We start from the raw sequence: 26657 nt of genomic DNA on the forward strand, positions 1-26657 counted from the left end.
CCATCAGCCTTCCATGGTTATGCTTTCCGAGGTTGTATCGTTCGCAGGCCGTGACATACGAAGTGGAGGAGAGGGCTTACACGGCCTCGCGCACGAAGCCTCTGCTCGCCACCATCAGCCTGCGCGTATAATCCTCGGCCAGCCGGCCCTGAACGAGGGCCTCGGTCGTCAGATATTCGACCACGCGGCCCTGCCGCATCACGGCCAGACGGTCGCACATATGAGTGACGACACCGAGATCGTGGCTGACCATGATGAAGGTCAGCCCGCGGTCGCGCCGCAGCTGTTCGAGCAGGTTCAGCACTTCGGCCTGTACGGAAGCATCGAGCGCCGAAGTCGGCTCGTCGAGCAGCAGGATGGAAGGCTCGACGATCAGCGCGCGGGCAATCGCCACGCGCTGGCGCTGGCCGCCGGAGAGCTGGTGCGAGTAGCGGAAACGGAAGCTCGAGCCGAGCCCGACTTCGTCGAGCGCGCGGCGGATACGCGGCTCGGCATCGGCAATGCCGTGGATCGCCAGCGGCTCCTGCAGCAGCCGGTCGATCGTCTGGCGCGGATGCAGCGAGCCATAGGGATCCTGGAAGACCATCTGCACGGCGCGGTAGAAGCTCTTGTCGCGATGGCTGCCTTCGAGCCTGCGGCCGGTTATGGTGATCTCTCCGGATTCGACCGGCGCCAGGCCGGCGATCGCCCTGAGCAGCGTCGATTTGCCCGAGCCGCTTTCGCCGACGAGGCCATAGGATTCGCCGCGTGCAACGCGGATCGAGACGTCGTCCAGCGCACGAAAGCCGTCATAGACGACGCGAATGTGGTCGGCGGAGATCGCAGGATCGTTCGGCTGCGGGGTGAGGGAGGCTGTGCTCATAGGGCCCATTCCGGCTTGCGATCGAGGACGGGCAGGGGATGGCGGTCGGCGCCGATCTCCGGCATGCAGGCGAGCAGCCCCTGCGTGTAAGGGTGCTTGGCCTGCTTGAGGTCGCGCGCGGCGATCTCCTCGACGATCCGCCCGGCATACATGACGATCACCCGGTCGCAGAAGGAGGAGACGAGACGCAGATCGTGGCTGATGAAGATCAGCCCCATGCCGCGTTCGGCGACCAGCTGGTCGAGGATGGCGAGCACGTCGAGCTGGACGGTGACGTCGAGCGCGGAGGTCGGCTCGTCGGCGATCAAGAGCTCCGGTTCGGCGATCAGCATCATGGCGATCATCACCCGCTGGCCCATGCCGCCCGAAACCTCGTGCGGGTACAGGTCGTAGACGCGGTCCGGCTCGCGGATCTGCACCGCCTCCAGCATAGCAAGCGCACGGCTGCGTGCCTCGCTGCCCGAAACGCGGCGATGGGTGCGCAATGTTTCGACGATCTGGCGGCCGATCGTCATCACCGGGTTCAGCGAATATTTCGGATCCTGCAGGATCATGGCGATGCGATTGCCGCGCAGCGACCGGCGCTCGCGCGCGCTGGCCTTCATGAGGTCGATGCCGTCGAACGCCAGCGTTTCGGCCGAAATGCGCGCCTGAGGCGGCGTGAGGCCCATGATGGCGCGGCCGGTCTGGGATTTTCCCGATCCGCTTTCGCCGACGATGCCCAGCCGCTCGCGGCCGAGCGTGAAGCTGACGCCGCGCACGGCTTCCACAAGGCCTGTGCGCGTCGGGAAGGAGACGCGCAGGTCCTTGACGGTCAGGAGCGGGGTCATTGGCCGGCCTCCCGTGGGTCGAGCGCATCGCGCAGCCCGTCGCCGAGCAGGTTGAAGGCAAGGCTGACGAGCAGGATCGCGACCCCGGGCATGGTGGCCACCCACCACTGATCGAGGATGAAGCGTCGGCCGGAGGCGATCATCGCCCCCCATTCGGGCAGCGGCGGCTGCGCGCCGAGGCCAAGAAAGCCCAAGCCCGCGGCGGTGAGAATGATGCCGGCCATGTCCAGCGTCACGCGCACGATCAGCGAGGAGAGGCACATGGGCATGACATGGCGCAGCACGATGCGGAAGGGCGAGGCGCCCATCAGCCGCACGGCTGAAATATAGTCGGCATGGCGCACGGCCAGCGTTTCGGCCCGCGCGATGCGGGCATAGGGCGGCCAGGAGGTGATGGCGATGGCGAGAATGGCATTCTCGATGCCGGGGCCCATGGCGGCGACGAAGGCGAGCGCCAGGACGAGCTTGGGAAAGGCGAGGAAGATATCGGTGATGCGCATCAGCACCGCATCCACCCATCCGCCCGCATAGCCGGCGACAGCACCGACGAGCAGGCCGATCGGTGCTGCGATGATTGCCACGAGGATGATGACGAGCAGCGTCAGCCGCGAGCCGTAGATGAGGCGCGAGAGAATGTCGCGGCCCTGGTCGTCGGTGCCGAGCAGAAAGCCGGGGGAGCCCGGCGGCAGCAGCCGCGTGGCGGAGAGATCGCCGGCAATCGGCGAATGCGGCGCCAGAAGATCGGCAAAGAGCGCGACGAGGATCAGCAGCACGAGGATGGCGAGGCCGAGAACGGCCAGCGGATTGGCGGAAAACCGCCGCCAGCCCATATAGGCGCGGCCGAGCCGGGCTTGCAGTCTTGAGTCCGGGCGATCGCTCAGCAGCCACTCGCGGCGGGTCATGGGGGAGGCAGGAAGGGTCATCGCGCGCGCGTCCTCGGATCAAGCGTCCGGTAGAGCAGGTCGGACAGGATGTTGATGGCGATGAAGATCGAGCCGATGACGATCGTGCCGCCGAGCACGGCGTTCATGTCGGCATTCTGCAGCGAATTGGTGATGTAGAGCCCAATGCCCGGCCAGGAAAACACGGTCTCCGTCAACACCGAGCCCTCAAGCAGGCTTGCATAGGAGAGCGCGATGACGGTGATCAGCGGCACGGCGGCATTGCGCAGCGCATGGCCCCAGATGATCCGTCCCTCGGAAAGCCCCTTCGCCCGCGCAGCCACCACATATTCCTGCGCCAGCTCGTTGAGCATGAAGGAGCGCGTCATGCGGCTGATATAGGCGAGCGAGACATAGCCGAGCAGGCTCGCCGGCAGGATGAGGTGGCGAAAGACGTCGCGAAACACGTCCCACTGCCCCTGCCAGGCGGAATCGAGCAGGAAGAGCCCGGTCGTCGGCGTGAAGGAATATTCGTAGGCCACATCGATGCGGCCGGGAAAGGCCACCCATTGCAGCTTGGCATAGAAGAGCAGAAGCGCCAGCAGTCCGAGCCAGAAGATCGGCATGGAATAGCCGATGAGGCCGATCACCCGCACCGCCTGGTCGATCAGGCTGCCGCGCTTGACGGCGGCGAGAACGCCGAGCGGCACGCCGAGCAGGCTGCCGATCAGCGTGCCGACAGTGGCGAGCTCGAAGGTGGCGGGCAGCACGCGGCGGATATCGGTCATGACCGGATTGGTGGTGAGCACCGAATTGCCGAAATTGCCCTGCAGCGCATCGAGAAGATAGCGGTAGAATTGCTGGTAGAGCGGCAGGTCGAGGCCCATTTCGATCCGCACGCGCTCGACCACGCTGGCGGACGCCCGGTCGCCGGTGACGGCCAGAACCGGATCGATCGGGATCACCCGGCCGATGAAGAAGGTGACGGCGAGAAGGCCGAGATAGGTGGTGGCAACGACGATGAGGAAGCGGCCGATCATGGCCGCTCCGCTGCGGGCGCGGGCGCTGCGCGAGCGCCCGGCCACCATCTGCGAGGTTTCGGGAAGAGTCACGCGCTCGCCCCGATCAGTCCTTGGAGACCCCTTCGAGGAAGGTATTGTCGAAGCTCGGACCGAGCTTGAAGCCCTTCACGGCCTTGCTGAGCCCGGCGACTTCCGTCACCTGATAGACGACGACGAAGGGACCGCGCTCGAGGACAGCCTTCTGCAGGCTCTTGTACATGTCGGCGCGCTTGGTCGGGTCCTTTTCCAGAAGGGCAGCCTTGGTCTGCTCGGTCAGGTCCGGAACGTCCCAGGCATTGCGCCAGGCGAGCGTCTTGTTCTTGCCTTCGTCGGAATTGTCGTAGTTGATCGTGAAGGTCTCGGCGTTCGAGTTCGGGTCGAAGTAATCCTGGCCCCAGATGCCGATATAGATGTCATGCGTGCGGGCGCGGAACTTGGTCAGCGTCTGCTTGCCGTCACCGGGGATGATTTCGATCTTGATGCCGGCCTGGGCCGCCGTCTGCTGGATCGACTGGGCGATGCCGGTGGTCGGTTCGTTGTTGCGCACGTCCATCGTCACCGAGAAGCCATCCGCCAGGCCGGCCTTGGCGAGCAACTCCTTGGCCTTGGCAACGTCGAACTTGTAAGGGTTCTCGTCGAGTTCGCCGAGCACGCCCTTCGGCAGGAAGGTCTGGTGCACTTCGCCGACGCCCTTGATCAGCGTCGCGCCGATGCCGCTGTAGTCGACCAGATATTTGAAGGCTTCGATCACCTCGGGCTTGGCGAGGTTCGGGTTCTTCTGGTTCAGGCTGAAGTAGAAGACCGTGCCCTTGGGCGCCGCATCCTGCGTCAGCGCGTCGTTCTTGGCGACGGCGTCGAGATCGCCCGGCTCCAGGTTGCGGGCGATGTCGATATCGCCGTTCTCAAGCGCCAGACGCTGGCCGGAGCTTTCCTTCAGGTGGCGATAGATAACGCGGGCAAGCTTCGGCTTCTCGCCGAAATAATTGTCGTTGCGCTCCAGCACCACCACTTCGTTGGCGCGCCATTCGCGCAGCTTGAAGGGGCCGGAACCGGCGAAGTTGGTCTTCAGCCAGCCATTGCCGAAATCGTTGTCCCACTTGTATTCGGCGCTCGGCGTCACGGAGGCGACATGCTCCATGACCAGCTTCTTGTCGACGATCGAGCCGACGGTCGCGGTCAGGCAGTTGAGCACGAAGCTCGGCGCATAGGCCTTGTCGACGGTGAGCGTGAAGGTGGTCGGGTCGACCGCCTTCGCCTTTTCGGTCACGTTGTCGCCGTTCAGGCCGAACTGGGTGAGGATGAAGGCCGGGCTCTTGTCCATCTTGATGACGCGCTCGATCGACCAGGCGACATCCTCGGCCGTGATCGGGTTGCCCGACGCGAAGGTCATGCCGGACTTGAGCTTGAACGTATAGGTCATCCCGTCATCGGAGACCGTCCAGCTTTCGGCGAGGTCGCCCTTGACCTTCGACGTGTCGGCGAGATCGAGGCGGACGAGAAGATTATAGGTGTTGGCGGTGATCTCGGCGGTGGAAATCTCGAAAGCTTCGCCCGGATCGAGCGAGATGATGTCGTCGATCGCCCAGGCCTGGACCAGCGTATCGGCCGGCGGCGCGGCATAGACGGACGGGGCGCCGGCCGACAGCATCATCGCCATGGCAACGCCGGCGGCAAGGCGGCGGAAGGGGGTCTTGGTGAAACGCATCATGTCGTCTGTTCCCTGTTGAACGGCCTTATGGCCCTTTTTCACGCGTGCTTCAGCCGGCTTCGTGCCAGGCTTCAGCAAGGATTCTCAGCCAGTTTTCCCGGCAGATTTTCGTTAGTTCTTGCTCACCATAACCGGCGGCTTTCAGAGCGGCAACGAGGTTCTGGTTGCCTGCGGCGTCGGCGATCCCCTGCGGAATGGTGGCGCCGTCGAAGTCGGAACCGAGCGCCACGCAGTCGATTCCGACGCGCTCGACCAGATGATCGAGATGGCGGACCATGTCGGAGAGCGGAGTATCGGCATTCTCAAGTCCGTCCGGCCTGAGCATGGTGGTGGCGTAGTTGAGGCCGACAAGGCCGCGCCGTTCGCGGATCGCGTCGAGCTGCTTGTCCGTCAGGTTGCGTGCGACGGGGGTCAGCGCATGGGCATTGGAATGGCTGGCGACCAGCGGTTTGGTGCTCGCCTTCGCCACGTCCCAGAAGCCTTGCTCGGTGATATGGGCGAGGTCGATCAGGATGCCGAGCCTGTCACAGGCCTTGACCAGCGCCACGCCGGCCTGGGTCAGGCCCGGCCCCGTGTCGGGGTCCATCGGGTAGGCAAAGGGCACGCCATGGCCGAAGAGGTTGTGGCGGCTCCACACCGGGCCAAGCGAGCGAAGGCCCGCGGCGTAGAAGGTTTCCAGCGCGTCGAGATTGATGTCGATCGCCTCGCAGCCTTCCATGTGCAGGACGGCGGCGAAGACCTGGTCTTCCATCGCCTGCCGGATGTCCGCCGTGGTCCGGCAAAGGCGCCAGGCTCCGGCCCGGTCCAGCTGCAGCGCGATGGAGGTGAACTCGATCGCGATATCGAGCGAGGACTGGCGCTCGAGCGGTGCCGCCATTGGCGTCACATAATGGCCCTTCTCATCCGGCTCGCGCAGGACGAGATCGCCCGAAGGAATGTAGATCGCGCAAAGTCCACCGACGAGGCCGCCACGGCGCGCACGCGGCACGTCGATATGGCCGGCTGCCGTGCCGTTCTTGAACTCGGCAATCGGATCGCCGCCGGTCTTGGCGGTATGCCAGAGACGAAGCAGCACGTCGTTATGGCCGTCGAACACTGCTTCCATGTCTGTCACTTCCATGCCTGCCGACGCTGCCGAGCGCCGACTGCGTCAAATTTCAGGCATGATACTAGCCATGCTGCGCCGCGGCGCAAGCGGCCCAGACCGGGATGTCCACCGTTGCAATCCGGGCACGGCGGGCATCCCATTCCAGGATCGATGCTTGGTAAGCGGAAAAACGCGTTCCTCCTCCCTGACAAATCTGGCACATCTGCGCCTTCAGGCGTGTCGGCTGCTCAAGTGGCGCGCAGCGGAACAGGATTGCGTCATGACGACCAGTAAGCGGGGATCATCCTCCCATCCCTTGCCCCGGCGCAGGCCGACGCTGTTCACAGGCGTCGCCCTCCTGGTTCTTCTGAGCGCCTGCGCTGGACGGCCGCAAGGCGTTCTCGTGCCGACGGGCAGCGCGCCCGGCGCGACCAAGGTCGATATGCTGGTGGCGACCACGCGCGCGCCGTCCAAGGATCCCGGCATTCTCTTCGGCGGCGAGCGGGCAACCAAGATGACGGCCGCCGAGATCGTCGTCTCCATTCCGCCGGACAGGAACCGCAAGGTGGGCCAGGTGCAGTGGCCGAAGAAGCTGCCGCCCAATCCGGAGCGCGAGTTCTCGACCGTCTCCGTTTCGCCGCTGCTCGAGCGGCGCGAGGTCGAGACCTGGCTGGACGAATCCCTGCCGAAGAGCCGCCGCCTGCTGATCTTCGTCCACGGCTTCAACAATCGCTACGAGGATGCGGTCTATCGCTTCGCGCAGATCGTCCATGACAGCCGGGCCGAAGTGGCGCCGATGATCTTCACCTGGCCCTCGCGCGGCAGCATTTTCGATTATAATTACGACAAGGAAAGCACCAACTATTCGCGCGATGCGCTGGAGGAGTTGTTGCGCCGCGCTGCCAAGGACCCGCGCGTCTCCGATGTCACGGTCATGGCCCATTCCATGGGCTCCTGGCTCACCGTCGAGGCGCTCCGCCAGATGGCCATCCGCGACGGGCGCGTCGCGCCGAAGATCACCAACGTCATCCTGGCCTCGCCCGATCTCGATGTCGATGTCTTCCGCACCCAGTTCGAGGCCATGGGCCCCAGGAAGCCGAAATTCACCTTGTTCGTCTCGCGTGACGACCGGGCCTTGCTGATCTCGCGCCGCATCGCCGGCAATGTCGAACGTCTAGGCCAGATCAACCCGAACGAAGAGCCCTACAAGAGCGAGCTCGAAAAGGCCGGGATCACCGTGCTTGATCTGACCGCCCTGCAGACCGGCGACTCTCTCAACCACGGCAAGTTCGCCGAGAGCCCGGAGGTCGTGCGCCTGCTCGGCAACCGCCTCATCGCCGGCCAGACGGTCACCGATTCCGAAATCGGCCTCGGGCAGCGGGTCGGCGCGGTGGCGCTCGGCACGGCACAAACCGTCGGCAGCGCCGCCAGCGTCGCCGTCAGCACGCCCATCGCCATCTTCGATCCCGAAACCCGCGACACGCTCGACGACCAGCTCCAGCAACTCGGCCGCACCGCCGGCGGCACGGTTGCGACGACGGTGGGGCAGTAGGGCGCGACACATCCTATCGAGCGCTGAGAAGGGTCATAGGCAAGTCTTGAATGACGAAAGGGAGCCAAGCGGCTCCCTTTGTTACTTTATAATATGGGATGACCAAGCTCACGCCACCTGCATGGCGCCCGGCCCGGGGATCGCCTTCGGCGGGACCTTGCCGAGGATGATCATGCCGAGGACTTCGTCCTTGGTGACGTCTTCGGTGCGGGCGTGGCCGACGACGCGGCCGTTCTTCATGACCGAGACCCGGTCCGCGAGGTCGAAGACATCGTGGATGTCGTGGCTGATCAGGAAGATGCCGATGCCTTCGCGCTTCAGCTGCTTGATCAGCTCGCCCACCTGCGCCGTTTCCTGGGGCCCAAGTGCGGCCGTCGGCTCGTCCATGATCAGGATGCGGGCGTTGAAGAGGATGGCGCGGGCGATGGCGACCGACTGGCGCTGGCCGCCGGAGAGCGCCTTGACCGGCTCCTTGAAGCGGCGGAAGTTCGGGTTGAGACGGCCCATCACCTCGCGGGTCTTGGCCTCCATCGCCACATCGTCCAGCGTGCCCCAGGGGGTGCGCAATTCGCGGCCGAGATAGAGATTGGCGGCGGCATCGACATTATCGGCGACCGCCAGCGTCTGGTAGATGGTCTCGATGCCGTATTTCTTGGCGTCGCGCGGGTTGAAGATATCGGCAGTCTCGCCATTGATCAGGATTTCGCCGGCATCGCGCTTGTAGGCGCCCGAGAGGATCTTGATCAGCGTCGACTTTCCGGCGCCGTTATGGCCGAGCAGGGCCACGACCTCGCCGGGGTAGAGATCGACCGAGGCATTGTCCACCGCGTGGATGCCGCCGAAGGAGATCGAGATGTTGCGCATCTCCACAAGGGGTGTTGCGGTGGTGCTGGTCATGCTGCCGGCCGTCATGGGGCTGTTGGTCCCGCTGGAATGTGTCATTGGAGTGTTCGGCATGGATCGGCCTCCTTCTTACTTGGCGCGGGCGCGATAGACCGTGTCGAGCCAGACGGCGACGACGAGGACCAGACCGACGACGATGCGCTGGAACGGGCTGTCGATGCCGAGGAGCACCATGCCGGATTGCAGCGATTGCATGACGAAGGCGCCGAGCATGGCGCCCGCAATGGTGCCGGTGCCGCCGGCAAGCGAGGTGCCGCCGATGACGGCCGCCGCGATCGTGTAGAGTTCATCGAGTTCGCCCTGCGCATTGGTCGCGGCATTGAGGCGGGCGGTGGAGATGGCGGCGGCAATCGCGCAGAGCGCGCCCATCAGCATGAAGATGCGCACCGTCACCCAGCGGGTCTTGATGCCGGCCAGTTCCGCCGCTTCCGGGTTGCCGCCGATCGCGAAGACATAGCGGCCGAAGCGGAGCCGGGTGGAAATGAAGGTCATGACGATGCCGACGAGAACGGCGATCAGCACCGGAATGGCGATGCCATGCGAGATCTGCAGCCCACCCTCCGGCCAGGCGATCGCATTGGCATCGGCATAGCGCCGGGCGATGTTGACCGGCCAGTAATAGGAATTGGCGACCAGCACCGCGCCGAGCACGAGCACGCAGGAAAGCACGCCGAGCACATATTCAGCCCAGACCGGACGGCGCGGGAAGCCGAAGCGCTTGCGCTGCTTGCGGGCATTGAGAAGGGCTGCGACGATCGCCACGCAGGCGATGAGGCCGACGATCCAGCTCGCGGTCGCGCCGATCGAGCCTTCCGTGCCGCCACCCATCAGGCGGAAGGTGGCATCCATGGGTGCAACGGTCTGGCCGCTGGTCACGAACCAGGTCGCCCCGCGCCAGACGAGCAGGCCGCCGAGCGTGACGATGAACGAAGGGACCTTCAGGAAGGCGATGATGATGCCGTGCAGCGCGCCGATCGAGGCGCCGACGGCGATGCCGACGACCAGCGTCACGATCCAGATCATCGGGCTGCCGGCGCCGAGATAGGCGGGCAGGATCTGGGCCTGCATGACGCCCATGATCATTCCGCAAAAGCCGAGAAGCGAGCCGACCGACAGGTCGATGTTGCGGGTGACGATGATCAGCACCATGCCGGTCGCCATGACGGCGACGGAGGAGGTCTGTACCGTCAGGTTCCAGAGGTTGCGCGGCGTCAGAAACAGGCCGCCTGTCAGGATCTCGAAGCCAACCCAGATGATCAGCAGCGCGCCGATCATGCCGAGCAGGCGGGTGTCGATCTCGGTGGCGCGGAAGAAGCGCTTTACCGGGCTTTCCGTCGCGGTCCGCGCGCCGTCAAAGGCGACGCTCTTCATCGTATCGGCCATCGTGCTGCCGGTCTCCCCTCCGTGCAGGCGGTCCGGCGTCATCCGACGCGCCGCTGCAAACCTCGTTCCGGTGCCCTCAGTTTGGCGGCGTCCCGCGCCGCCGGCACCGTTTCATGGAATGGGCAGGCGCGGGGACATGCCCGGCGCCTGCCTGTCCGTCTGCGCCCGTGCTTAGTTGCAGGCAGCGACCGAACCAGCCTTGACGCCCTGGCAGGCCTCTTCCTTGCTGATCCAGCCGGCGTCGATCACGGCGTTCAGATTGTCCTTGGTGATCGGCATCGGTGCCAGGAAGACCGACTTCATGGCCACGCCCTTCGGGCCGCCATTGAAGGTCTGGACCTCGGCGATCTGGTCCATGGTCTTGCCGCCGGCCAGTTCGACGGCGATTTCGGCCGCACGCTTGCCGAGAACGCGGCTGTCCTTCCAGACGGAGACGGTCTGGGTGCCGAGCGCGACGCGGTTCAGCGCAGCCTTGTCGGCATCCTGGCCGGAGACCGGCACGGAGCCGGCGAGGCCCTGGGCATCGAGAGCGGCGACGGCGCCACCGGCGGTGCCGTCATTGGAGGCGACGACGGCATCGACCTTGTTGTCGGCAGCCGTCAGGAACTGTTCCATGTTCTTCTGTGCGACTTCCGGCTTCCAGCCGTCCGTATAGGCTTCACCGACATTCTTGATCTTGCCGGCGTCGATCGCTTCCTTCAGCACTTCCATCTGGCCGGAGAACAGGAAGTCGGCGTTCGGGTCGGCAGACGAGCCCTTGATGAAGACGTAATTGCCTTCCGGCTTCACCTTGAACACTTCGCGGGCCTGCATGCGGCCCACTTCCTTGTTGTCGAAGGTGATGTAGAAGGCGGCCGGGTTCTCGATCAGGCGGTCATAGCCGACGACCGGAATGCCTTCCGCAGCAGCCTTCTCGATGGCGGGGCCGATCGCGTCGGAATCCTGCGCCAGAACGATGAGGGCATTGGCACCCTGCGAGATCAGCGACTCGACGTCGGTCAGCTGCTTGGCCGGCGAAGACTGGGCGTCGGCGGAAATGTACTTGTCGCCGGAGGCTTCGAGCGCGGCCTTGATGGCGGCCTCGTCGGTCTTCCAGCGCTCTTCCTGGAAATTCGACCAGGAAACGCCGACGACCAGGTCCTTGGCCGAAACGGCGGAATGCATGGATACGATGATGGCGGCACCCGCCATCAGCTTCAAAACGGTCTTCATGTAATCCTCCCAAAGAGCCGCCGTCGGCGCGCGCGGAACCTCCCTCGCGATCCCCACCCGGCAGCGTTCCACCGTCGAGAGCTTTTTTCTCGACAGTCGAGAAAATAGATGTCAGAGATTTTTCAGGCTGTCAACACGGGGTCTCGTCCGGAAATTGGCCGCCTGCGGTGCGTCCTTGACGGGCGGTTCGCCAATGGTAGTGATCAGGCCATGCTCATCAAATCCAGCACCGAGCAGGTGCGCCAGCAAAACAGTGTTCTCGTGCTTTCGGCGCTGCGCCGGCACGGGCCGCAGGCGCACACGGATCTGTCGGAACGTACGGGCCTCGCTTCCGCGACGGTCTCCGCCATCACGGCCGATCTTGAGCGCGTCGGCGTCATCGGCCGCAGCGAGCAGCCGCCGGCAGGGGGGCGCGGCCGGCCCCGCACGCTGTTTTCGCAGCAACGCGCCTTCGGCTACCTGATCACGGCGCAGATCTCGTCCGACATCGTCCATTATTCGCTGGTCGATTATGCCGGCCGGCTCATCGACCGGTTCGACGAGCCGCGAAGCCACCAGGCGCCGGATGCCGCGCGGTTCGCGCAGTCCTTTCTCGAGGCGCTCGGGCGGCTGGCGGAGCGCTCGCGGATCGCGCCCGACGATGTGATGGCGATTTCGATCAGTTCGAAGGGCACGGTGGATGCGGCGGGCGGCGTGCTGCTCTGGTCGCCGCTGCTTGGCGGTGCGCCCATCGATTTTGCCGCGCTGGCCGCCCCGCGCTGGAAAGCCCGCGTCACGCTCAGCAACGAGACACTGCTCGTCGCCCAGGCGCTTGCCACGCGCCAGGACGAGGCCGATCCTGACCAGTCGCGCCTGGCGGTGGTCTCGCTCGGTCATTCCATCGGTCTCGGCATCGCGCGGCGTGACAGGGCAGGGGAGATCGAGGCAAGCGCGCCGAATTTCGGCCATATGCTGGACCGGGCCGATGGCGGGCTCTGCCGTTGCGGGGCCTTCGGCTGCATCGAGGCCTCCGCCGGCTTCTACGGCATCCTGCGCACCGCCTTCCAGGTGCCGCCCGATACGATCCCCGCCAAATTCGTGCCGCTCGGCGAAATGGACAAGATCGCTCTGTCGGCGCGGCAGGGAAACCGCATGGCGAGCTATGCCTTTCGCATGGGCGGGCTGGCGCTCGGCAATGGCCTGTCGCGCCTGCTCAGCCTCTATGGTCGCCTGCCGATCTTCATGACCGGGCCCGGCACCCGCTATCTCGATCTGTTGAACCCCGGGATCGAGGAGGCGCTCGGCCGGTCCCACGAAGTCCGCCTGCTCGGCCGCCCGCCGCTCTCGATCATCGCCGACGAACCGGGGCTGGTGTTCGACGGTCATCTCGACAGGGCGCTGACCGAGATGGACCATGTGATCGCCGAAACCCGGCTTGGCCTGCGCGACAGCCGAACCGCCTGACGACGACATGAAAACGCCGCGCTCCCCAGGGAAGCGCGGCGCTGGATGGAAGCAGACGAAGGCTTCAGGCTAAATTGCGATCTGGCGCTTTTCCTTGACCGAACGCACGGCCGCATCGGCGAGCGCCAGAGCCGCCAAGCCATCGGCCCCGCTTGGCGAGAGTGGCGCACCGGCCTCGATACTGGCGATGAAGGCGGCGATCTCGTTGGCATAGGCCTCGGTATAGCGCGTCATGAAGAAATCATGCAGCGGCGGACGGGTATAGCCCTCGCCATTGGCGATCTCGATCGAGACGGCGCGCTGGTTTTCTGCCGAGACAACGCCCTTCGAGCCGTGCACCTCGATGCGCTGGTCGTAGCCATAGGTGGCGCGGCGGGAGTTCGAAATGATCGCCTGCTTGCCGCTGGCGGTTTCGAGAATTACCGAGACGCTGTCGAAGTCGCCGGCCTTGCCGATCTCGGGATCGACCAGCACCGCGGCATGGGCGGTGACGGCCACCGGCTCCTCGCCGAGCAGGAAGCGGGCCATGTCGAAATCATGGATCGTCATGTCGCGGAAAATGCCGCCTGAGCGCTTGATATAGTCGACCGGCGGAGCGCCCGGATCGCGCGAGATGATCGTCACCATCTCGACCTCGCCGATCCGGCCCTCGTCGATCGCCTTGCGCACGGCCATGAAATGCGGATCGAAGCGGCGGTTGAAGCCGACCATCAGCTTGCCCCTGGTCTCTTTCACCGTCTGCATGCAGGCCCGCACGCGGTCGACATCGAGATCGATCGGCTTCTCGCAAAAGATCGCCTTGCCGGCGCGAGCGAAGCGCTCGATCAGGTCGGCATGCGTATCGGTGGGCGTGCAGATGACCACGGCGTCGATGTCGCTCGCCGCCTCGATCTCCTCGATCGTACGCACGGCGCAGCCATAGCTGGCGGCAATGGCTTCCGCCGCCTGCGGAAAGGCGTCCGCCACCGCAACGAGCAAGGCGTCCGGATTGCCGCTCACGGCCTTGGCGTGAACCTTGCCGATACGGCCGGCACCAAGGAGACCAAATCTTACCGTCATGTGCAGTTCTTTCCTCAGCGGGCCTCGCCCGGAAGACGGTCTGATGCGCTCAGCCCGCAAAAGCGTGATGGAGTGGCGCGCCTTGAAGCGGCTGCGCATTCTGCCGGCGTCCATCCTTCCGCACCGGCATCCGACTGTCCCAGTGCTCACACGTTGGTGGAACGAATAAGCAAAGTCGGCAATTTTGGAACATTTATTCCATCCATCACGCAGGCGTCAAGCCGGGCCACTTGTCCGCGGCGTGAATTCCGGACTATGGAGAACCATGTTCAAGCTCATCGACCCCGACCACAGCTTCTATCGTCCGCTCTGGATCCGCCTTGTCGTCGTGGCCGTCTGCGCCAGCTGGACGGCGGTCGAGTTCACCGCCGGCTCGGAAACCTGGGGCTTCATCCTGCTGGCCATCACCGCCTATACCTCCGCCACGCTGCTGGTCTTCTACAAGCCCAAGGACCCGGCAGCCCCGATCGAGGCCGCGCCCGCTAGCGAGAGCGCCCCGGTCGAGGCCGAGACGACGCGCGACGAGCGGCCTTGACGCTGCTTGCCCGGGCGGTGTTAGCCGTGCCGCAGTTTCATGATGACGATCAGTCCTACGAGCAGAATGGAAATGGTGTTTGCCGCGACGAGTGGCCACGCGCTGATCGCTAAGCCGTAAACGAACCAGAGCGAGACTGTCGCGAACAATAGAAGATTGCTCCACAGCGACAGAGACTTCGTCTCTTTCGTCTGGATCGTTCTGATTGCCTGGGGAAGCCAGCAGATCGTACCCAGCACGGCGGCGGTGGTTCCGATAACATCTACGATCCATGTCGCCATGATTGCTATGGTCTCCGCTCTGTTTTCTCTATTTATCTAAATAAGATTTCCAGAATATGCAATTCTGCAGATGCAGATGGCGTCGGCTGTTCGCGAACAGCGAGGCGGTTTCGCGAATGCAATTTGCACGTGAGGTGGCCCTGCCGAGGCCATCGTCAGCCAGACAGCCAGCGCGGAAAACCTGTCAGCGAAACATCGGGTGAGAGGACCAGATCTGCGGCGGCAGGATCGCTGCATAGCCTAATCGGTACGGGCTGGCCGGTACCATCATCTGTCTTGACTTACCGAACTCTCTTCTTGGCCTCCCGCTTGCGCCAGCGGCGCAGGGCTTCGTCCACCAGCATGTTGGCGATCGTCATCCGACGTGTCGCGGCGGCGCGGGCCGAAGGGCTGTGTCGGTCGGGATGGTTGAGGAGGGCGAAGGCGCGCCTGCGCTCGGCGAGGCGCTCCGGCCCGTCCGCCGGCGTGAGCCCGAGATCGGCCAGCACTTCTTCCGGCGTCAGCCGCGACAGGAAGGCTGGCGGCTGGGGCGGCGGTTCCGAAGCGGTCTGGGCGGCGGCTACGGTTGGATGCCTGATCTCGGGCGCGGCGAGGGGAGGGGCGCGAAGAGGCGGCGGGGCGGGAGAGGCGGCCATGTCGGCATAGGCCTGCTCGACCGCCACCCCTGCCGCCACCGCCTGCGTCTCGGCCGCGAAGCCTGCGCTCAAACCGGAGATGCGGGCCGAGGGTGGATCGGCAGGGGCTGCCGCCTCATCCTCCGCCTGCATCCGGTCGAGCACCGATTGAAAGACTGACCGCGCGAACATGGCTCTCCCTTCCGCAGGGTCGAAGAAGACCATGACGGGATGATGCGGAGCTTGCGCCCGCGGCGGACGAGATCGCACGACTCAAGGATAGGCCTGCTTGAGGATCAGGTCGTAGAGCAGCGTCGCGCTTGGCGGCAGCGCCCGGCCGGCGGCGGTGATCAGGCTGTAGGGGCGGATGCGGATGCGGTGGCGAATCGGCAGGCGGCGGATTTCGCCGAGCGGCGTGCCGTTGTCGGCAACGAGCGCCGCCACGTCGCGCGCAACGGCCGCGATCGCGTTCGTCTCCTTGACGATCGAGAGCGTCAGGATGGTGGAGGAGGTGTTGATCACCGTTTTCGGAAGCGGGACGCCGGCCACGACGAAGCTTTCCTCCACCGCACGTCGCAGCAGCGTGCCCGGCGGCTGGAACACCCAGTCGTAGCGCAGCAGCATCTCCGGCGTGACCCGGGCTTCTTCAAGCAGCGGATGGTCACGCCGCACGATCAGATCTACCGCCTCCTCGCCGATCTGCACCATGTTGAACAGCCGCGGGTCGAGGTCGTCGGGAACCCGGCCGATGACGAAATCGTGCCTGGCCGCCAACAGTTCGCGCATCAGCACATTGCTGTTCTCGATCTGAATGTTGATCTCGATTCCCGGATAGGCGGCGGTGACCTGACGCATGGCCGGAACGGCGAGATGGATGGCCGGCCCGGTGACCGAGCCGAGCGAGACCGAGCCGCCGCTTCCATATTTGAGCTCGGTAATCTCGCGCGCCGTTTCGCGCAGTTCGAGGAAGATGCTGCGGGCGCGGCGCGCCATGGCCCGGCCGAACTGGGTCAGCTCCACCCCGCGCGCCACCCGGGCGCAGAGCGGCGCCTTGAGGATCGCCTCGACCTCGCCGAGCAGACGGGAGGCCGCCGGCTGCGAAATGCCGAGGGCATCGGCCGCGGCGCTGATCTGACCATGTTCCTCGATGGCGAGAATCAAATGCAGGTGGTTCATCTTCAGGCCGGACTTGAAGATGCTGCGCGCCGACGCATCGAAGCCGCTGTCCTGTTCCCTCGGTTGGTGCATCCGAACCCCCTCGACCCTCAGCGTTAACCAAAAATCACACTCTTGGCCCCTCATATACCCAAAAATGTATGGTGTTAGTGAAATATTGCATTTGACAGTTATGTGGATTGATTCCAGTTTGCGCCCATGTGAGCCAACGCCTCGGGAGCGTTAGGGCTAGGAGGGCTTTCTTCAACCTTTTGCCTCTGCCGCGGGACACTCAGTCCCATGGTCGTTGCGCGCTGCACATATCCCGCTCTTTGCGTAAGCTGCGGGATCAACACTCAGGGAGAGATCATATGAAATTGGTAACTTCGCTCCTCGCCGCCGCCGCGATCAGCGTGGCGTCGTTCGTGGCGCCCGTCTTCGCGCAGGACAAGGGCACCGTCGGTATCTCGATGCCGACGAAGACGTCCACCCGCTGGATTTCCGACGGCGAAACGATGGAGAAGCTCTTCAAGGAAGCCGGCTACACCCCGGACCTCCAGTTCGCTGACGACGACATTCCGAACCAGCTCGCCCAGATCGAGAACATGGTGACCAAGGGCGCCAAGGTTCTGGTCATCGGCGCCATCGACGGCACGACGCTTTCGGACATTCTCGCCAAGGCTCATGAAGCCGGCGTCAAGGTCATCGCCTACGACCGCCTGATCCGCGATTCCGGCAATGTCGACTACTACGCCACCTTCGACAACTTCCAGGTCGGCGTTCTGCAGGCAACCTCGCTGGTCAACGGCCTGAAGGCAAAGTTCCCGGACACCAAGCCGTGGAACGTCGAGCTCTTCGGCGGTTCGCCGGACGACAACAACGCCTTCTTCTTCTACGACGGCGCCATGTCCGTTCTGCAGCCGATGATCGACAGCGGCGACATCGTCATCAAGTCCGGCCAGCAGGGCATGGACCAGGTCGGCACGCTGCGTTGGGACGGTGCGGTCGCTCAGGCCCGCATGGAAAACCTGCTCTCCTCGACCTACACCGATGCCAAGGTCAATGGCGTTCTGTCGCCCTATGACGGCCTGTCCATCGGCATCCTGTCGGCTCTCAAGGGCGTCGGCTACGGCTCTGGCGACATGGCGATCCCGGTCGTCACCGGCCAGGACGCCGAGCTGCCTTCCGTCAAGTCGATCCTGTCCGACGAGCAGTACTCGACCGTCTTCAAGGACACTCGCGAACTTGCCAAGGTCGCCGTCACCATGACCGACGCGATCCTCTCGGGCAAGGAACCGGAAGTCAACGACACGAAGACCTACGACAACGGCGTCAAGGTCATCCCGTCCTACCTGCTGAAGCCGGTTGCCGTTGACAAGTCGAACGCCAAGGAAGTCCTGGTCGGCGCCGGCTACTACACCGAAGACCAGATCAACAACTGATCGTCCGCCATCAGCGAGGGTCCGCGCCAGTGGCGCGGGCCCTTTCGGCATCATGAGGACGCTCCCCACCCGGTCGGGCCCGCCTCATTCGTGACGGTTCGGCCATTGGAACGCGAGATAATGGACAAATACATTCTCGAAATGCGCGGCATCACCAAGACGTTTCCGGGCGTGAAAGCGCTCGACAACGTCAATCTGAAGGTCACCGAGGGCGAAATCCACGCACTGGTGGGCGAGAACGGTGCCGGCAAATCGACGCTGATGAAGGTGCTTTCCGGCGTCTATCCGGCCGGCAGCTATGACGGCGACATCTATTTCGACGGCGAGGTTCGCAAGTTCAGCGCCATTTCCGACAGCGAACACCTCGGCATCATCATCATCCACCAGGAGCTCGCGCTCGTGCCGCTCCTGTCGATCGGCGAGAACATCTTCCTCGGCAACGAAGTGGCCACGAAGGGCGTCATCGACTGGAAGACGACCTATGCCCGCACGCGCGAGCTTCTCGCCAAGGTGGGCTTGAAGGAAAACCCCGCGACCCTCATCACCGATATCGGTGTCGGCAAGCAGCAGCTGGTGGAAATCGCCAAGGCGCTGTCGAAGAAGGTGCGCCTGCTCATCCTCGACGAGCCGACTGCCTCGCTCAACGAAACCAACTCGGCAGCGCTCCTCAACCTGCTGATGGAATTCCGCAAGCAGGGGCTGACCTCGATCATCATTTCGCACAAGCTGAACGAGATCAAGACGGTCGCCGACAAGATCACCATCCTGCGCGATGGCGGCACGGTCGAGACGCTCGACTGCCACAGCGAGGACATCAGCGAAGACCGCATCATCAAGGGCATGGTCGGGCGCGACATGGAGGATCGCTATCCTCCGCGCGAGCCGAAGATCGGCGAGATGCTGCTCGAGGTGAAGAACTGGAACGTCTTCCACCAGCACCACCGCGACCGCCAGTTCCTGCACGATATCAACTTCACCGTTCGCGCCGGCGAAGTGGTGGGCATTGCCGGGCTGATGGGCGCCGGCCGCACCGAGACGGCAATGAGCCTCTTCGGCCGCTCCTGGGGGCACAAGATCACCGGCGAAGTGCGCATGCACGGCAAGCCGGTCGATGTCTCGACCATCGAGCGGGCGATCGACGCCGGACTCGCCTATGTCACCGAGGACCGGAAGCATCTGGGTCTCGTGCTCAACAACAACATCATGCACAACACCACGCTCTCCAACCTGCCGAAGGTCGCCAATGGCGGCGTCATCGACGGGCACAAGGAGCGCAAGGTCGCGCAGGACTATCGCAAGCTCCTGCGCATCCGCTCGCACTCGATCTACCAGGAAACCGTCAATCTTTCCGGCGGCAACCAGCAGAAGGTCGTGCTGTCGAAGTGGCTGTTCACCGATCCCGAGGTCCTCATCCTCGACGAGCCGACGCGCGGCATCGATGTCGGCGCGAAATATGAAATCTACAGCATCATCAACCAGCTTGCCGCAGAGGGCAAAGGCATCCTCATGATCTCGTCCGAGATGCCCGAGCTCCTCGGAACCTGCGACCGCATCTACGTCATGAACGAAGGACGCATCGTCGCCGAACTGCCGAAGGCGGAAGCCAGCCAGGAGTCCATCATGCGAGCCATCATGCGCTCCGGGGAGAAGCACTAATGGTCGTTGAAACCAGCGCACCCACCTCCAAGCCGTCGATCGGCGAATATCTGAAAGCCAATATCCGCGAATACGGCCTCCTGGTCGCACTCGTGGTGATCATGGTCTTCTTTCAGGTCATCACCAACGGCGTCCTGTTCCGCCCGGTCAACATCACCAACCTGATCCTGCAGAACTCGTTCATCGTCATCATGGCGCTGGGCATGCTGCTGATCATCGTGGCCGGCCATATCGACCTTTCGGTCGGCTCCATCGTCGCCTTCACAGGCGGCCTTTCGGCAATCATGCTGGTCAAATGGGGCATCCACTGGTCGCTCGTCGTTCCGCTCTGCCTGGCGCTCGGCGGTCTCGTCGGCGCGGCGCAGGGCTACTGGGTCGCCTATCAGAAGATTCCGTCCTTCATCGTGACCCTGGCGGGCATGCTGGTCTTCCGCGGACTGACCTACCTCATCCTGCAGAACCGGCCGATCGGCCCGTTCCCGAAGGAGTTCCAGGTTCTGTCCACCGGTTTCGTCCCGGACTTCCTGTCCTTCATCAACCCGGCGCCGGATCTGTTCGTCAACTTCTTCGCGCTCGTCGCCGTTCTCGCGCTCGTCGCCTATGCCGTCTATTCCGGCGTCAAGGCACGGCGCGACAATGATCGCCACGGCACGGAAAACGAGCCCTTCGTGTTCTTCGCCATCCAGATGGTCATCATCGGCGCGGTCGCGATCTTCCTCGGCTACCAGCTGGCCACCTATCGCGGCTTCCCGAACGTGCTCGTCGTCATGGCGCTGCTGATCGGTCTCTACACCTTCCTCACCAACCGCTCGACGGTCGGACGCCGTATCTATGCGCTCGGCGGCAACGAGAAGGCGGCCAAGCTTTCGGGCATCAACACCGAACGGCTCACCTTCTTCACCTTCGTCAACATGGGCGTTCTGGCCGCACTGGCCGGCATGATCATCGCGGCCCGCCTGAACTCGGCCACGCCGAAGGCCGGCGTCGGCTTCGAGCTGGACGTGATTGCGGCCTGCTTCATCGGCGGCGCCTCGGCCTCCGGCGGCGTCGGCAAGATCACCGGTGCGGTCATCGGCGCCTTCATCATGGGCGTGATGAACAACGGCATGTCGATCATGGGCCTCGGCATCGACTACCAGCAGCTCGTCAAGGGCCTGGTGCTGCTCGCCGCCGTGTTCTTCGACGTCTACAACAAGAACAAGGGCTGATCCGGCCCCTGTCGCTTCGCAAGACCCGCGCGGAACACGTGTCCGCGCGGGTCTTTTCGTTTGTCAGCAGAGAATAAGGGAAGGAGCAGGACCATGCTGATCTCGCAGATCCTGAACGAGGACGGCTCGATCACCGTTGCGGTGCGCGAGGCGGGCGAGGGCGCCCATGCGGTGCGCGGTGCCGAGAGCGTGCTGGCGCTGGCGCTCGAGGCTACGCGCTCCGGCCGCGGTCTTCTCGACGTGATCCAAAGCCGGGGGCTCGCCGGTCCGGTCGACCTGCAGGATGTCTATGCAAGGCGCCGCTTCCTGCCGCCGATCACCCATCCCGATCCCGCCCATCTGCATCTGACCGGCACCGGCCTCACCCATCTCGGCTCGGCCGCCACGCGCGACGCCATGCATGCCGCAGCGGCGGAAAAGGCCGAGACGGATTCCATGAAGATGTTCCGCATGGGGCTCGAAGGAGGCAAGCCGGCGCTCGGAGCCACCGGCGTTCAGCCGGAATGGTTCTACAAGGGCAATGGCGCGCAGCTGGCCGCACCCGGCGCCGATCTCGTTTCGCCATCCTTCGCGCTCGATGGCGGCGAGGAGCCGGAGCTTGCGGGCGTCTATGTGATCGCCGACAACGGCCAGCCCTTCCGGCTCGGCTTTGCGGTCGCCAACGAGTTTTCCGACCATGTGACCGAGCGGATCAACTATCTCTACCTTGCCCATTCCAAGCTGAGGCCGGCAAGCTTCGGCCCGGAACTGCGCATCGGCATGCCGCCCGAAGATGTCCGCGGGACCTCCCGCATCCTGCGCGACGATGCCGTGGTCTGGGAGAAGCCCTTCGTCTCCGGCGAGGCCAACATGTCGCACAGCTTCGCCAATCTCGAACATCACCACTTCAAATACGCTCTCTTCCGGGCGCCGGGCGATGTTCACGTTCATATGTTCGGCACGGCGACACTCTCCTTCGGCGATGGATTCAGAACGCAGGCGGGAGACGTGTTCGAGATCGCGGCCGAAGGCTTCGGCCTGCCGCTGAGCAACCGGCTGGCCTTGGCCGCCGAAGAGGATGTGGCGATCGGCGTTCTCTGAGCGGGCAGCAGTGCTTGGCCAGCGTGGCGCGCTCAGGCGCGCTGCGCGGCCAGGCAGTCGCCCAACAGCGCGAAGACATGCGGATCCGACATCTGCGAGACGTTGAAGCGCATGAGGTCCGTGGCGGTCTGCGAGAGGCTGAAGACGTTGCCCGGCGCCAGAACCACCCCTCTCTCCATCGCTGCGCGGGCAAGGGCCGCCGCATCGATACCCGCGGGCAGCCGGCACCAGAGGAACAGGCCGGCCTGCGGCTGAAGCACCGGGAGAATTCCGAGCGTCGCCAGCGCCTTGGCGACACGGCTGCGCGCCTCGGCGAGACGGGTGCGCAGCCCGTCCACATGCTTGCGGTAGCCGCCATCCCGCAGGACATGCAGCACCAGTTCCGCCGTCATCCGTCCGCCGCCGAAGGAGGTGGCGATCATGAGATCGGCCAGGCGCTCGATCCAGGGCTGAGGCGCGACCACGAAGCCGCAACGCACGGCGGCGGACAGGGTTTTCGAAAAGCTGCCGATCTCCACGACGCGGTTCAGTCCGTCGAAGGCCGCCAGGCGCGGTGCCGGCACGGTTTCGAGATCGCCGAAAATATCGTCCTCGATGATCGTCAGCTCGAACTGATCGGCGATCTTCAGCAGGCGGTGGGCCGTGACCGGCGAGAGGGTGGCCCCTGTCGGATTGTGGATGCCGGAATTGGTGATGTAGAGCCGCGGTCGCGCCTCGGCGACGATACGGGCAAAGGCTTCGAGATCGGGGCCCGTGGCCGTATAGGGCACGCCGACCAGTCGCGCGCGGTGGGCGCGCAACAAGGCGTGGAAGTTGAAATAGCAGGGATCGTCGATCAGCACCGTATCGCCGGGCTCCAGAAACAGGCGGCAGACGAGGTCGATCGACTGCGTGCCGGACTCGGTCAGAAGGATCTGCGCCGGCGCGGCCTCGATCCCCCGGTCCGCCAGACGCCGCGCCAGCAACTGGCGCAGCGGCAGGAGGCCGAGCGGCGCGGCATAGTGGGTCAGGACAGCGCTCTCGGCGCGCGACAGCGTGCGCAAGGCGCGACGCAGGCTCTCTTCCGGAAACCAGTCGGGCGGCAGCCACCCGCACCCCGGCTTCAAGGTTCCGTCGTCCGTTTCCAGCGATTGTCGCGAGACCCAGAACGGATCGACCGCGCGATCGACCTTCGGCCCTGCCTCCGCCAGGGCGAAGGGGGCGGCCTGCTGCGCCACATAGAAGCCGGAGCCCGGCCGGGACAGGATCGCTCCCTCCGCCACCAGCCGGTCATAGGCATCGACCACGGTCGTGACGGAGACGTGAAGCGATGCCGCGAGGCCGCGCACCGAAGGCAGCTTCGCGCCCGGCGGCAAGGCCCGCCCGGCGATCCGCTGGCGGATCGTCTCCATCACCAGCCCGACCCTGCTCGCCGGCTTCTCCTTCTCCACCACTGTAGCTCCACCGTCACCCATACAGTTTGTTCAAACCGTATCAGTCCGTGCATGGCGGCTCCAGCGGTTTCGCGTCAGACATATCGCTATGCGGAGGACGAAAGCCATGGATCGAACAGGGGCCGGATGGCTGAACGGATTGATCGGTGTCGCGATCTTCAGCGGCTCGCTTCCCGCCACGCGGGTCGCGGTGCTCGAGTTCGACCCGGTCTTCCTGACTGTCGCGCGGGCGACGATTGCGGGACTGATCGCGCTTCTTCTCCTCCTGCTGCTTCGGCAAAGATGGCCGTCCGGCCGCGAGGTGGCGTCGCTCGTCGTGGTGGCGCTCGGTGTCGTGGTCGGTTTTCCGCTGCTGACGGCCCTTGCACTGCAGAGCATCACCTCCGCCCATTCCATCGTCTTCATCGGCCTGCTGCCGCTTGCCACCGCGCTCTTCGGCGTGCTGCGCGGCGGCGAGCGGCCGAGGCCGGCCTTTTGGATCTTCTGCCTGCTGGGAAGCAGCGTCGTTGTCGGCTTCGCGCTGAAGGACGGGCTGACGGTCTCTCCGGTGGGCGATCTGTTGATGCTCGCTGCCATCCTCGTCTGTGGCCTCGGCTATGCGGAAGGCGGGCGGCTGTCCCGCACGCTGGGTGGCTGGCAGGTCATCTGCTGGGCGCTGGTGCTGGCCTTGCCGATCATGCTGGCGCTCAGCCTCGCCCTTAGGCCGGTGCGTTTCGATACGATCGGCACCCCGGCCCTCATGGGCCTTGCCTATGTGTCGCTCTTCAGCATGCTGATCGGCTTTTTCTTCTGGTATCGCGGCTTGTCACAGGGCGGCATCGCCGCCGTCGGCCAGTTGCAACTGCTGCAGCCCTTCCTCGGTCTCGCGCTGGCCGCCGGCCTGCTGCACGAGCCGGTGAGCCTCGGCATGATTACCGTCACCCTCGCCATCATCCTCTGCGTCGCCGGCGCCCGGCGGTTTGCGCGGTAGGGCGACCTTAAACCCGTAGGGGCGGGTCTGATCACTCGATCGGATCCTTGTTGCGTGGGGTTCAGCAGCGTCTCGGCAAATGTTCGCCGGCACAGAGGTAACCTGAAAGGCGTTCCGTGATCGACTCCCATGAGGGTGCGGACAGATTTTAGAGAGAAGAACATCTGTCCATCAGAACATTCTTTGGTAAGAATGTTGCTGGTGCACGCACGTCTCCGCGATGCGCAGCGCACCGTCCGTTTCTCGAGTGCATCTTCAGGGTGAGGGCACACCTGATGGTGCTGGGAATGATCATCGAGCGAAGTGTTTCTGCCGATCGGGCAAACGAGAGGAGCCTGACTCGTCGCGCTGCAGCGGGAAAGCAAGGGGAGGAACCAAGATCATGACAGACAATATGGACTCGGTGCAAACCAATTGGCGAGCGGGGAGACCTGTAGCAACCGCCGCGCTGATCGGGTCGGCTGCCTGCTGGGGCTTTGCCACAGTGATGTCGAGAGATCTTCTCGACAGCATGGCGCCGTTGACTTTGCTGGTCATCCAGCTGGCCGGCAGCGTCACGCTGCTGCTGCTTCTGGCGGCGGCCGATCTTCCCCGTCATATCAAGCGCAGGAACATCGGCCTGGCTGCCGCCCTTGGTATCCTTGAACCCGGACTGGCCTATGCGGTGGGTCTTGCGGGACTGGCATGGACGACGGCTGGCGAGGCGTCGGTGATCAGCGCCAGTGAACCCATCCTTATCGTACTGATGTCGTGGCTTCTCTTTCGGCACCGGCCTTCGAAGCGGTTTCTGGTGTGCATTGCGCTGGCCGTTGCCGGCGTCCTCATGATCACCGGGTCCAGCTACGCCGAAATGGGGCGGTCCCAGCTTCTGGGCAATCTGCTCATCGTCCTGGCGACCCTTTTCGCCGCGACCTATGTCGTCTTGTCGGCGCGGATCGCGAATGACTTTCCACCGGCCACCTTGGCGCTCTCACAGCACATCGTCGGACTTGGCTTTGCCTTGCTTCTCCATCTGCTGATGGCCGATGCGGACTCGGTGTCGAACCTCCCGCTTCATACCATTGCCTATGCCGCATTGTCCGGCGTCGTCCAATATGCGCTGGCGTTCTGGTTCTATCTCTTCGCCTTACGCAGCTTCGCAGCCAGCTCGGCAGGCCTTGGCCTGACCTTGGTGCCGGTCTTCGGGCTGGTCGGCGCCAGCCTTTGGCTGGGCGAGGTCCCGACGACCACGATGCTGTTCGGTGCGCTGCTGATTCTGGCAGCGGTCGTCGTCGGGCAGCGGGAGGAATGATCCGGCGTCTGCAAGAAACACGTTGACGACATCAGGGGCGTAGTCAACGACGTCGCGTCAGTACGCATCGCAGGATTACGCTCTGCACACCGTCGGTCGGATTGCCGGGCCGGATCGCTACCGAGAGACGGGAACGACCGCTCCGCGCTTAAGCCTGGGACTGCGACTGTTCCTGCCCCTGTTGGCTCTGGCTCTGGCTCTGCGTCTGCTCCACGGTCAGCCCCACCGTCAGGGTCTCCCGCGCAGCGCCATGGACGAGGCCGGAAACGGGGGCGGCGTCGCGGTAGTCGAGGCCGGTCGCGATCCTGACATAGCGGTCGTCGGGGCAGACATTGTTGGCGGCATCGAAGCCGACCCAGCCGAGACCGGCCAGATGCACCTCGGCCCAGGCATGGCTGGCCGTCTGCTCGACCGTGTCGTTCAGCATCAGATAGCCGGAGACATAGCGGGCCGGCAGGTCCAGCGCTCGGGCGGCGGCGATCATGATGTGCGTGTGGTCCTGGCAGACGCCGTTGCCGCGCAGCAGGGCCTCTTCGGCTGTGGTCTCCGCGCCGGTCTCTCCGGGCAGATAGGTCACCGCCGCGTGGATCGCGCCCATCAGCGCATGCATGCGGGCAAGATCGCCATCCCCGGTTTGCGACTTGGCGAGATCGCGAATGGCCTTTGCCCGCTTGGTCAGCGGCGTTTCTCGCAGGAAGAGCCAGAGCGGCACATAGGATTGATGCGGACCGAAGACGCCGGCCCGATCCGCCGTTTCCACCTCGCCCTGCGCGACGATGCGGATGTGGTCCTGCTCGCCATTGACGCTGACCAGCGTGATGCGGTTGCCGAAATGGTCCTCATAGCCCACCTCGACCTTCGCGCCCTCGACCGATGTTTCCCAGGCGATCACCGATTGGCCGGGCTGGGTCAGCGGTGTCAGGCGCAGGCGCTGCAGCGAATAGCTGACCGGCTCGTCATAGCGATAATCCGTCGTGTGGCTGATCTTCAGGCGCATGCCATGTCCTGCTT

Annotated in this window: 24 protein-coding genes; 9 read left to right on the forward strand and 15 right to left on the reverse strand. The window is 64.5% G+C overall.

Going from position 1 to position 26657, the window contains the following annotated elements:
• Positions 1 to 76 precede the first annotated feature (76 nt).
• From U8330_RS04865 to U8330_RS04890, 6 genes are all read right to left on the reverse strand, one after another.
• Positions 77 to 862, reverse strand: a complete 786-nt coding sequence (locus U8330_RS04865; RefSeq protein WP_323104007.1) for an ABC transporter ATP-binding protein — start codon at positions 860 to 862, stop codon at positions 77 to 79.
• Entirely contained in the window at positions 859 to 1692 is an 834-nt protein-coding gene (locus U8330_RS04870) for an ABC transporter ATP-binding protein (RefSeq protein ID WP_323104008.1), read from the reverse strand. Before U8330_RS04870 ends, U8330_RS04865 begins: the two co-directional genes overlap by 4 nt.
• Positions 1689 to 2615 carry an ABC transporter permease gene (locus tag U8330_RS04875; RefSeq protein ID WP_323104009.1) on the reverse strand — a complete coding sequence of 309 codons (927 nt, stop codon included), beginning with the start codon at positions 2613 to 2615 and terminating at the stop codon, positions 1689 to 1691. The genes U8330_RS04870 and U8330_RS04875 overlap by 4 nt, the downstream gene beginning before the upstream one ends.
• A complete protein-coding gene (locus U8330_RS04880) occupies positions 2612 to 3661 on the reverse strand; it encodes an ABC transporter permease (protein ID WP_323107170.1) in 1050 nt (349 codons plus the stop codon). Before U8330_RS04880 ends, U8330_RS04875 begins: the two co-directional genes overlap by 4 nt.
• Before the next feature lie 37 nt (positions 3662 to 3698).
• On the reverse strand, positions 3699 to 5291 hold the full coding sequence (locus U8330_RS04885; RefSeq protein WP_416236900.1) for an ABC transporter substrate-binding protein: 1593 nt from the start codon (positions 5289 to 5291) through the stop codon (positions 3699 to 3701).
• A gap of 100 nt (positions 5292 to 5391) precedes the next feature.
• Positions 5392 to 6447 carry a dipeptidase gene (locus U8330_RS04890; protein WP_323104011.1) on the reverse strand — a complete coding sequence of 352 codons (1056 nt, stop codon included), beginning with the start codon at positions 6445 to 6447 and terminating at the stop codon, positions 5392 to 5394.
• 262 nt (positions 6448 to 6709) lie between these two features.
• On the opposite strand from U8330_RS04890, the gene U8330_RS04895 reads away from it, so the two are divergent.
• Entirely contained in the window at positions 6710 to 7981 is a 1272-nt protein-coding gene (locus U8330_RS04895; RefSeq protein WP_323104012.1) for an alpha/beta hydrolase, read from the forward strand.
• Between the two features lie 108 nt (positions 7982 to 8089).
• Here U8330_RS04895 and U8330_RS04900 read toward each other — a convergent pair whose 3' ends face one another.
• The 3 genes from U8330_RS04900 to xylF all read right to left on the reverse strand — a co-directional run bounded on the left by U8330_RS04900 (position 8090) and on the right by xylF (position 11479).
• The gene (locus tag U8330_RS04900) at positions 8090 to 8878 is read right to left on the reverse strand and encodes an ATP-binding cassette domain-containing protein (RefSeq protein ID WP_323107171.1); all 789 of its coding nucleotides are present in this window, start codon (positions 8876 to 8878) and stop codon (positions 8090 to 8092) included.
• Between the two features lie 75 nt (positions 8879 to 8953).
• Positions 8954 to 10267, reverse strand: a complete 1314-nt coding sequence (locus U8330_RS04905) for a sugar ABC transporter permease (RefSeq protein ID WP_323107172.1) — start codon at positions 10265 to 10267, stop codon at positions 8954 to 8956.
• A gap of 171 nt (positions 10268 to 10438) precedes the next feature.
• Positions 10439 to 11479 carry a D-xylose ABC transporter substrate-binding protein gene (xylF, locus tag U8330_RS04910; RefSeq protein WP_323104013.1) on the reverse strand — a complete coding sequence of 347 codons (1041 nt, stop codon included), beginning with the start codon at positions 11477 to 11479 and terminating at the stop codon, positions 10439 to 10441.
• A gap of 210 nt (positions 11480 to 11689) precedes the next feature.
• Here xylF and U8330_RS04915 point away from each other — a divergent pair, with 210 nt between their 5' ends.
• Positions 11690 to 12922, forward strand: coding sequence for an ROK family transcriptional regulator (locus tag U8330_RS04915; RefSeq protein WP_323104014.1), 1233 nt, complete (start codon positions 11690 to 11692; stop codon positions 12920 to 12922).
• A gap of 69 nt (positions 12923 to 12991) precedes the next feature.
• Here the strand turns inward: U8330_RS04915 and iolG are convergent, their stop codons facing one another.
• Positions 12992 to 13981: an inositol 2-dehydrogenase gene (iolG, locus tag U8330_RS04920; RefSeq protein WP_323104015.1), complete on the reverse strand. Its 990-nt coding sequence runs from the start codon at positions 13979 to 13981 to the stop codon at positions 12992 to 12994.
• Between the two features lie 265 nt (positions 13982 to 14246).
• On the opposite strand from iolG, the gene U8330_RS04925 reads away from it, so the two are divergent.
• Entirely contained in the window at positions 14247 to 14516 is a 270-nt protein-coding gene (locus U8330_RS04925; RefSeq protein ID WP_323104016.1) for a hypothetical protein, read from the forward strand.
• A 20-nt stretch (positions 14517 to 14536) separates the two neighbouring features.
• On the opposite strand, the gene U8330_RS04930 is transcribed toward U8330_RS04925, so the two are convergent.
• From U8330_RS04930 to U8330_RS04940, 3 genes are all read right to left on the reverse strand, one after another.
• The gene (locus U8330_RS04930; protein WP_323104017.1) at positions 14537 to 14797 is read right to left on the reverse strand and encodes a SemiSWEET family sugar transporter; all 261 of its coding nucleotides are present in this window, start codon (positions 14795 to 14797) and stop codon (positions 14537 to 14539) included.
• 281 nt (positions 14798 to 15078) lie between these two features.
• A complete protein-coding gene (locus U8330_RS04935) occupies positions 15079 to 15603 on the reverse strand; it encodes a hypothetical protein (protein ID WP_323104018.1) in 525 nt (174 codons plus the stop codon).
• An 81-nt stretch (positions 15604 to 15684) separates the two neighbouring features.
• Complete coding sequence (locus U8330_RS04940; protein WP_323104019.1) at positions 15685 to 16659, reverse strand: LysR family transcriptional regulator; 975 nt, start codon at positions 16657 to 16659, stop codon at positions 15685 to 15687.
• Positions 16660 to 16937: 278 nt separating this feature from the next.
• Between U8330_RS04940 and chvE the strand changes: the two genes are divergently transcribed.
• The 4 genes from chvE to araD1 all read left to right on the forward strand — a co-directional run bounded on the left by chvE (position 16938) and on the right by araD1 (position 21952).
• Positions 16938 to 18008, forward strand: coding sequence for a multiple monosaccharide ABC transporter substrate-binding protein (gene chvE, locus U8330_RS04945; RefSeq protein WP_323104020.1), 1071 nt, complete (start codon positions 16938 to 16940; stop codon positions 18006 to 18008).
• Between the two features lie 120 nt (positions 18009 to 18128).
• Positions 18129 to 19664 carry a multiple monosaccharide ABC transporter ATP-binding protein gene (mmsA, locus tag U8330_RS04950; RefSeq protein ID WP_323104021.1) on the forward strand — a complete coding sequence of 512 codons (1536 nt, stop codon included), beginning with the start codon at positions 18129 to 18131 and terminating at the stop codon, positions 19662 to 19664.
• Positions 19664 to 20872 carry a multiple monosaccharide ABC transporter permease gene (gene mmsB / locus U8330_RS04955; RefSeq protein ID WP_323104022.1) on the forward strand — a complete coding sequence of 403 codons (1209 nt, stop codon included), beginning with the start codon at positions 19664 to 19666 and terminating at the stop codon, positions 20870 to 20872. Before mmsA ends, mmsB begins: the two co-directional genes overlap by 1 nt.
• A gap of 93 nt (positions 20873 to 20965) precedes the next feature.
• Positions 20966 to 21952 carry an AraD1 family protein gene (araD1, locus tag U8330_RS04960; RefSeq protein ID WP_323104023.1) on the forward strand — a complete coding sequence of 329 codons (987 nt, stop codon included), beginning with the start codon at positions 20966 to 20968 and terminating at the stop codon, positions 21950 to 21952.
• Positions 21953 to 21984: 32 nt separating this feature from the next.
• Here araD1 and U8330_RS04965 read toward each other — a convergent pair whose 3' ends face one another.
• Positions 21985 to 23343 (reverse strand): PLP-dependent aminotransferase family protein, encoded by a 1359-nt coding sequence (locus U8330_RS04965; protein WP_323107173.1) that lies wholly within the window; start codon positions 23341 to 23343, stop codon positions 21985 to 21987.
• Between the two features lie 148 nt (positions 23344 to 23491).
• Between U8330_RS04965 and U8330_RS04970 the strand changes: the two genes are divergently transcribed.
• Together U8330_RS04970 and U8330_RS04975 are read left to right on the forward strand one after the other, a co-directional pair.
• On the forward strand, positions 23492 to 24355 hold the full coding sequence (locus tag U8330_RS04970; RefSeq protein ID WP_323104024.1) for a DMT family transporter: 864 nt from the start codon (positions 23492 to 23494) through the stop codon (positions 24353 to 24355).
• Positions 24356 to 24737: 382 nt separating this feature from the next.
• Positions 24738 to 25646 carry a DMT family transporter gene (locus U8330_RS04975; protein WP_323104025.1) on the forward strand — a complete coding sequence of 303 codons (909 nt, stop codon included), beginning with the start codon at positions 24738 to 24740 and terminating at the stop codon, positions 25644 to 25646.
• 148 nt (positions 25647 to 25794) lie between these two features.
• On the opposite strand, the gene U8330_RS04980 is transcribed toward U8330_RS04975, so the two are convergent.
• Complete coding sequence (locus tag U8330_RS04980; protein ID WP_323104026.1) at positions 25795 to 26643, reverse strand: transglutaminase family protein; 849 nt, start codon at positions 26641 to 26643, stop codon at positions 25795 to 25797.
• Positions 26644 to 26657 lie beyond the last annotated feature (14 nt).

Source organism: Rhizobium sp. CC-YZS058 (assembly GCF_034720595.1).
Classification (GTDB): domain Bacteria; phylum Pseudomonadota; class Alphaproteobacteria; order Rhizobiales; family Rhizobiaceae; genus Ferranicluibacter.

What these genes read in the sequence shown, in the direction of transcription:
- U8330_RS04865 (WP_323104007.1), bottom strand. Translation starts at nt 862, where the DNA reads ATGAGCACAGCCTCCCTCACCCCGCAGCCGAACGATCCTGCGATCTCC.
- U8330_RS04870 (WP_323104008.1), bottom strand. Translation starts at nt 1,692, where the DNA reads ATGACCCCGCTCCTGACCGTCAAGGACCTGCGCGTCTCCTTCCCGACG.
- U8330_RS04875 (WP_323104009.1), bottom strand. Translation starts at nt 2,615, where the DNA reads ATGACCCTTCCTGCCTCCCCCATGACCCGCCGCGAGTGGCTGCTGAGC.
- U8330_RS04880 (WP_323107170.1), bottom strand. Translation starts at nt 3,661, where the DNA reads ATGGTGGCCGGGCGCTCGCGCAGCGCCCGCGCCCGCAGCGGAGCGGCC.
- U8330_RS04885 (WP_416236900.1), bottom strand. Translation starts at nt 5,291, where the DNA reads ATGGCGATGATGCTGTCGGCCGGCGCCCCGTCCGTCTATGCCGCGCCG.
- U8330_RS04890 (WP_323104011.1), bottom strand. Translation starts at nt 6,447, where the DNA reads ATGGAAGCAGTGTTCGACGGCCATAACGACGTGCTGCTTCGTCTCTGG.
- U8330_RS04895 (WP_323104012.1), top strand. Translation starts at nt 6,710, where the DNA reads ATGACGACCAGTAAGCGGGGATCATCCTCCCATCCCTTGCCCCGGCGC.
- U8330_RS04900 (WP_323107171.1), bottom strand. Translation starts at nt 8,878, where the DNA reads ATGACCAGCACCACCGCAACACCCCTTGTGGAGATGCGCAACATCTCG.
- U8330_RS04905 (WP_323107172.1), bottom strand. Translation starts at nt 10,267, where the DNA reads ATGGCCGATACGATGAAGAGCGTCGCCTTTGACGGCGCGCGGACCGCG.
- xylF (WP_323104013.1), bottom strand. Translation starts at nt 11,479, where the DNA reads ATGAAGACCGTTTTGAAGCTGATGGCGGGTGCCGCCATCATCGTATCC.
- U8330_RS04915 (WP_323104014.1), top strand. Translation starts at nt 11,690, where the DNA reads ATGCTCATCAAATCCAGCACCGAGCAGGTGCGCCAGCAAAACAGTGTT.
- iolG (WP_323104015.1), bottom strand. Translation starts at nt 13,981, where the DNA reads ATGACGGTAAGATTTGGTCTCCTTGGTGCCGGCCGTATCGGCAAGGTT.
- U8330_RS04925 (WP_323104016.1), top strand. Translation starts at nt 14,247, where the DNA reads ATGTTCAAGCTCATCGACCCCGACCACAGCTTCTATCGTCCGCTCTGG.
- U8330_RS04930 (WP_323104017.1), bottom strand. Translation starts at nt 14,797, where the DNA reads ATGGCGACATGGATCGTAGATGTTATCGGAACCACCGCCGCCGTGCTG.
- U8330_RS04935 (WP_323104018.1), bottom strand. Translation starts at nt 15,603, where the DNA reads ATGTTCGCGCGGTCAGTCTTTCAATCGGTGCTCGACCGGATGCAGGCG.
- U8330_RS04940 (WP_323104019.1), bottom strand. Translation starts at nt 16,659, where the DNA reads ATGCACCAACCGAGGGAACAGGACAGCGGCTTCGATGCGTCGGCGCGC.
- chvE (WP_323104020.1), top strand. Translation starts at nt 16,938, where the DNA reads ATGAAATTGGTAACTTCGCTCCTCGCCGCCGCCGCGATCAGCGTGGCG.
- mmsA (WP_323104021.1), top strand. Translation starts at nt 18,129, where the DNA reads ATGGACAAATACATTCTCGAAATGCGCGGCATCACCAAGACGTTTCCG.
- mmsB (WP_323104022.1), top strand. Translation starts at nt 19,664, where the DNA reads ATGGTCGTTGAAACCAGCGCACCCACCTCCAAGCCGTCGATCGGCGAA.
- araD1 (WP_323104023.1), top strand. Translation starts at nt 20,966, where the DNA reads ATGCTGATCTCGCAGATCCTGAACGAGGACGGCTCGATCACCGTTGCG.
- U8330_RS04965 (WP_323107173.1), bottom strand. Translation starts at nt 23,343, where the DNA reads ATGGAGACGATCCGCCAGCGGATCGCCGGGCGGGCCTTGCCGCCGGGC.
- U8330_RS04970 (WP_323104024.1), top strand. Translation starts at nt 23,492, where the DNA reads ATGGATCGAACAGGGGCCGGATGGCTGAACGGATTGATCGGTGTCGCG.
- U8330_RS04975 (WP_323104025.1), top strand. Translation starts at nt 24,738, where the DNA reads ATGACAGACAATATGGACTCGGTGCAAACCAATTGGCGAGCGGGGAGA.
- U8330_RS04980 (WP_323104026.1), bottom strand. Translation starts at nt 26,643, where the DNA reads ATGCGCCTGAAGATCAGCCACACGACGGATTATCGCTATGACGAGCCG.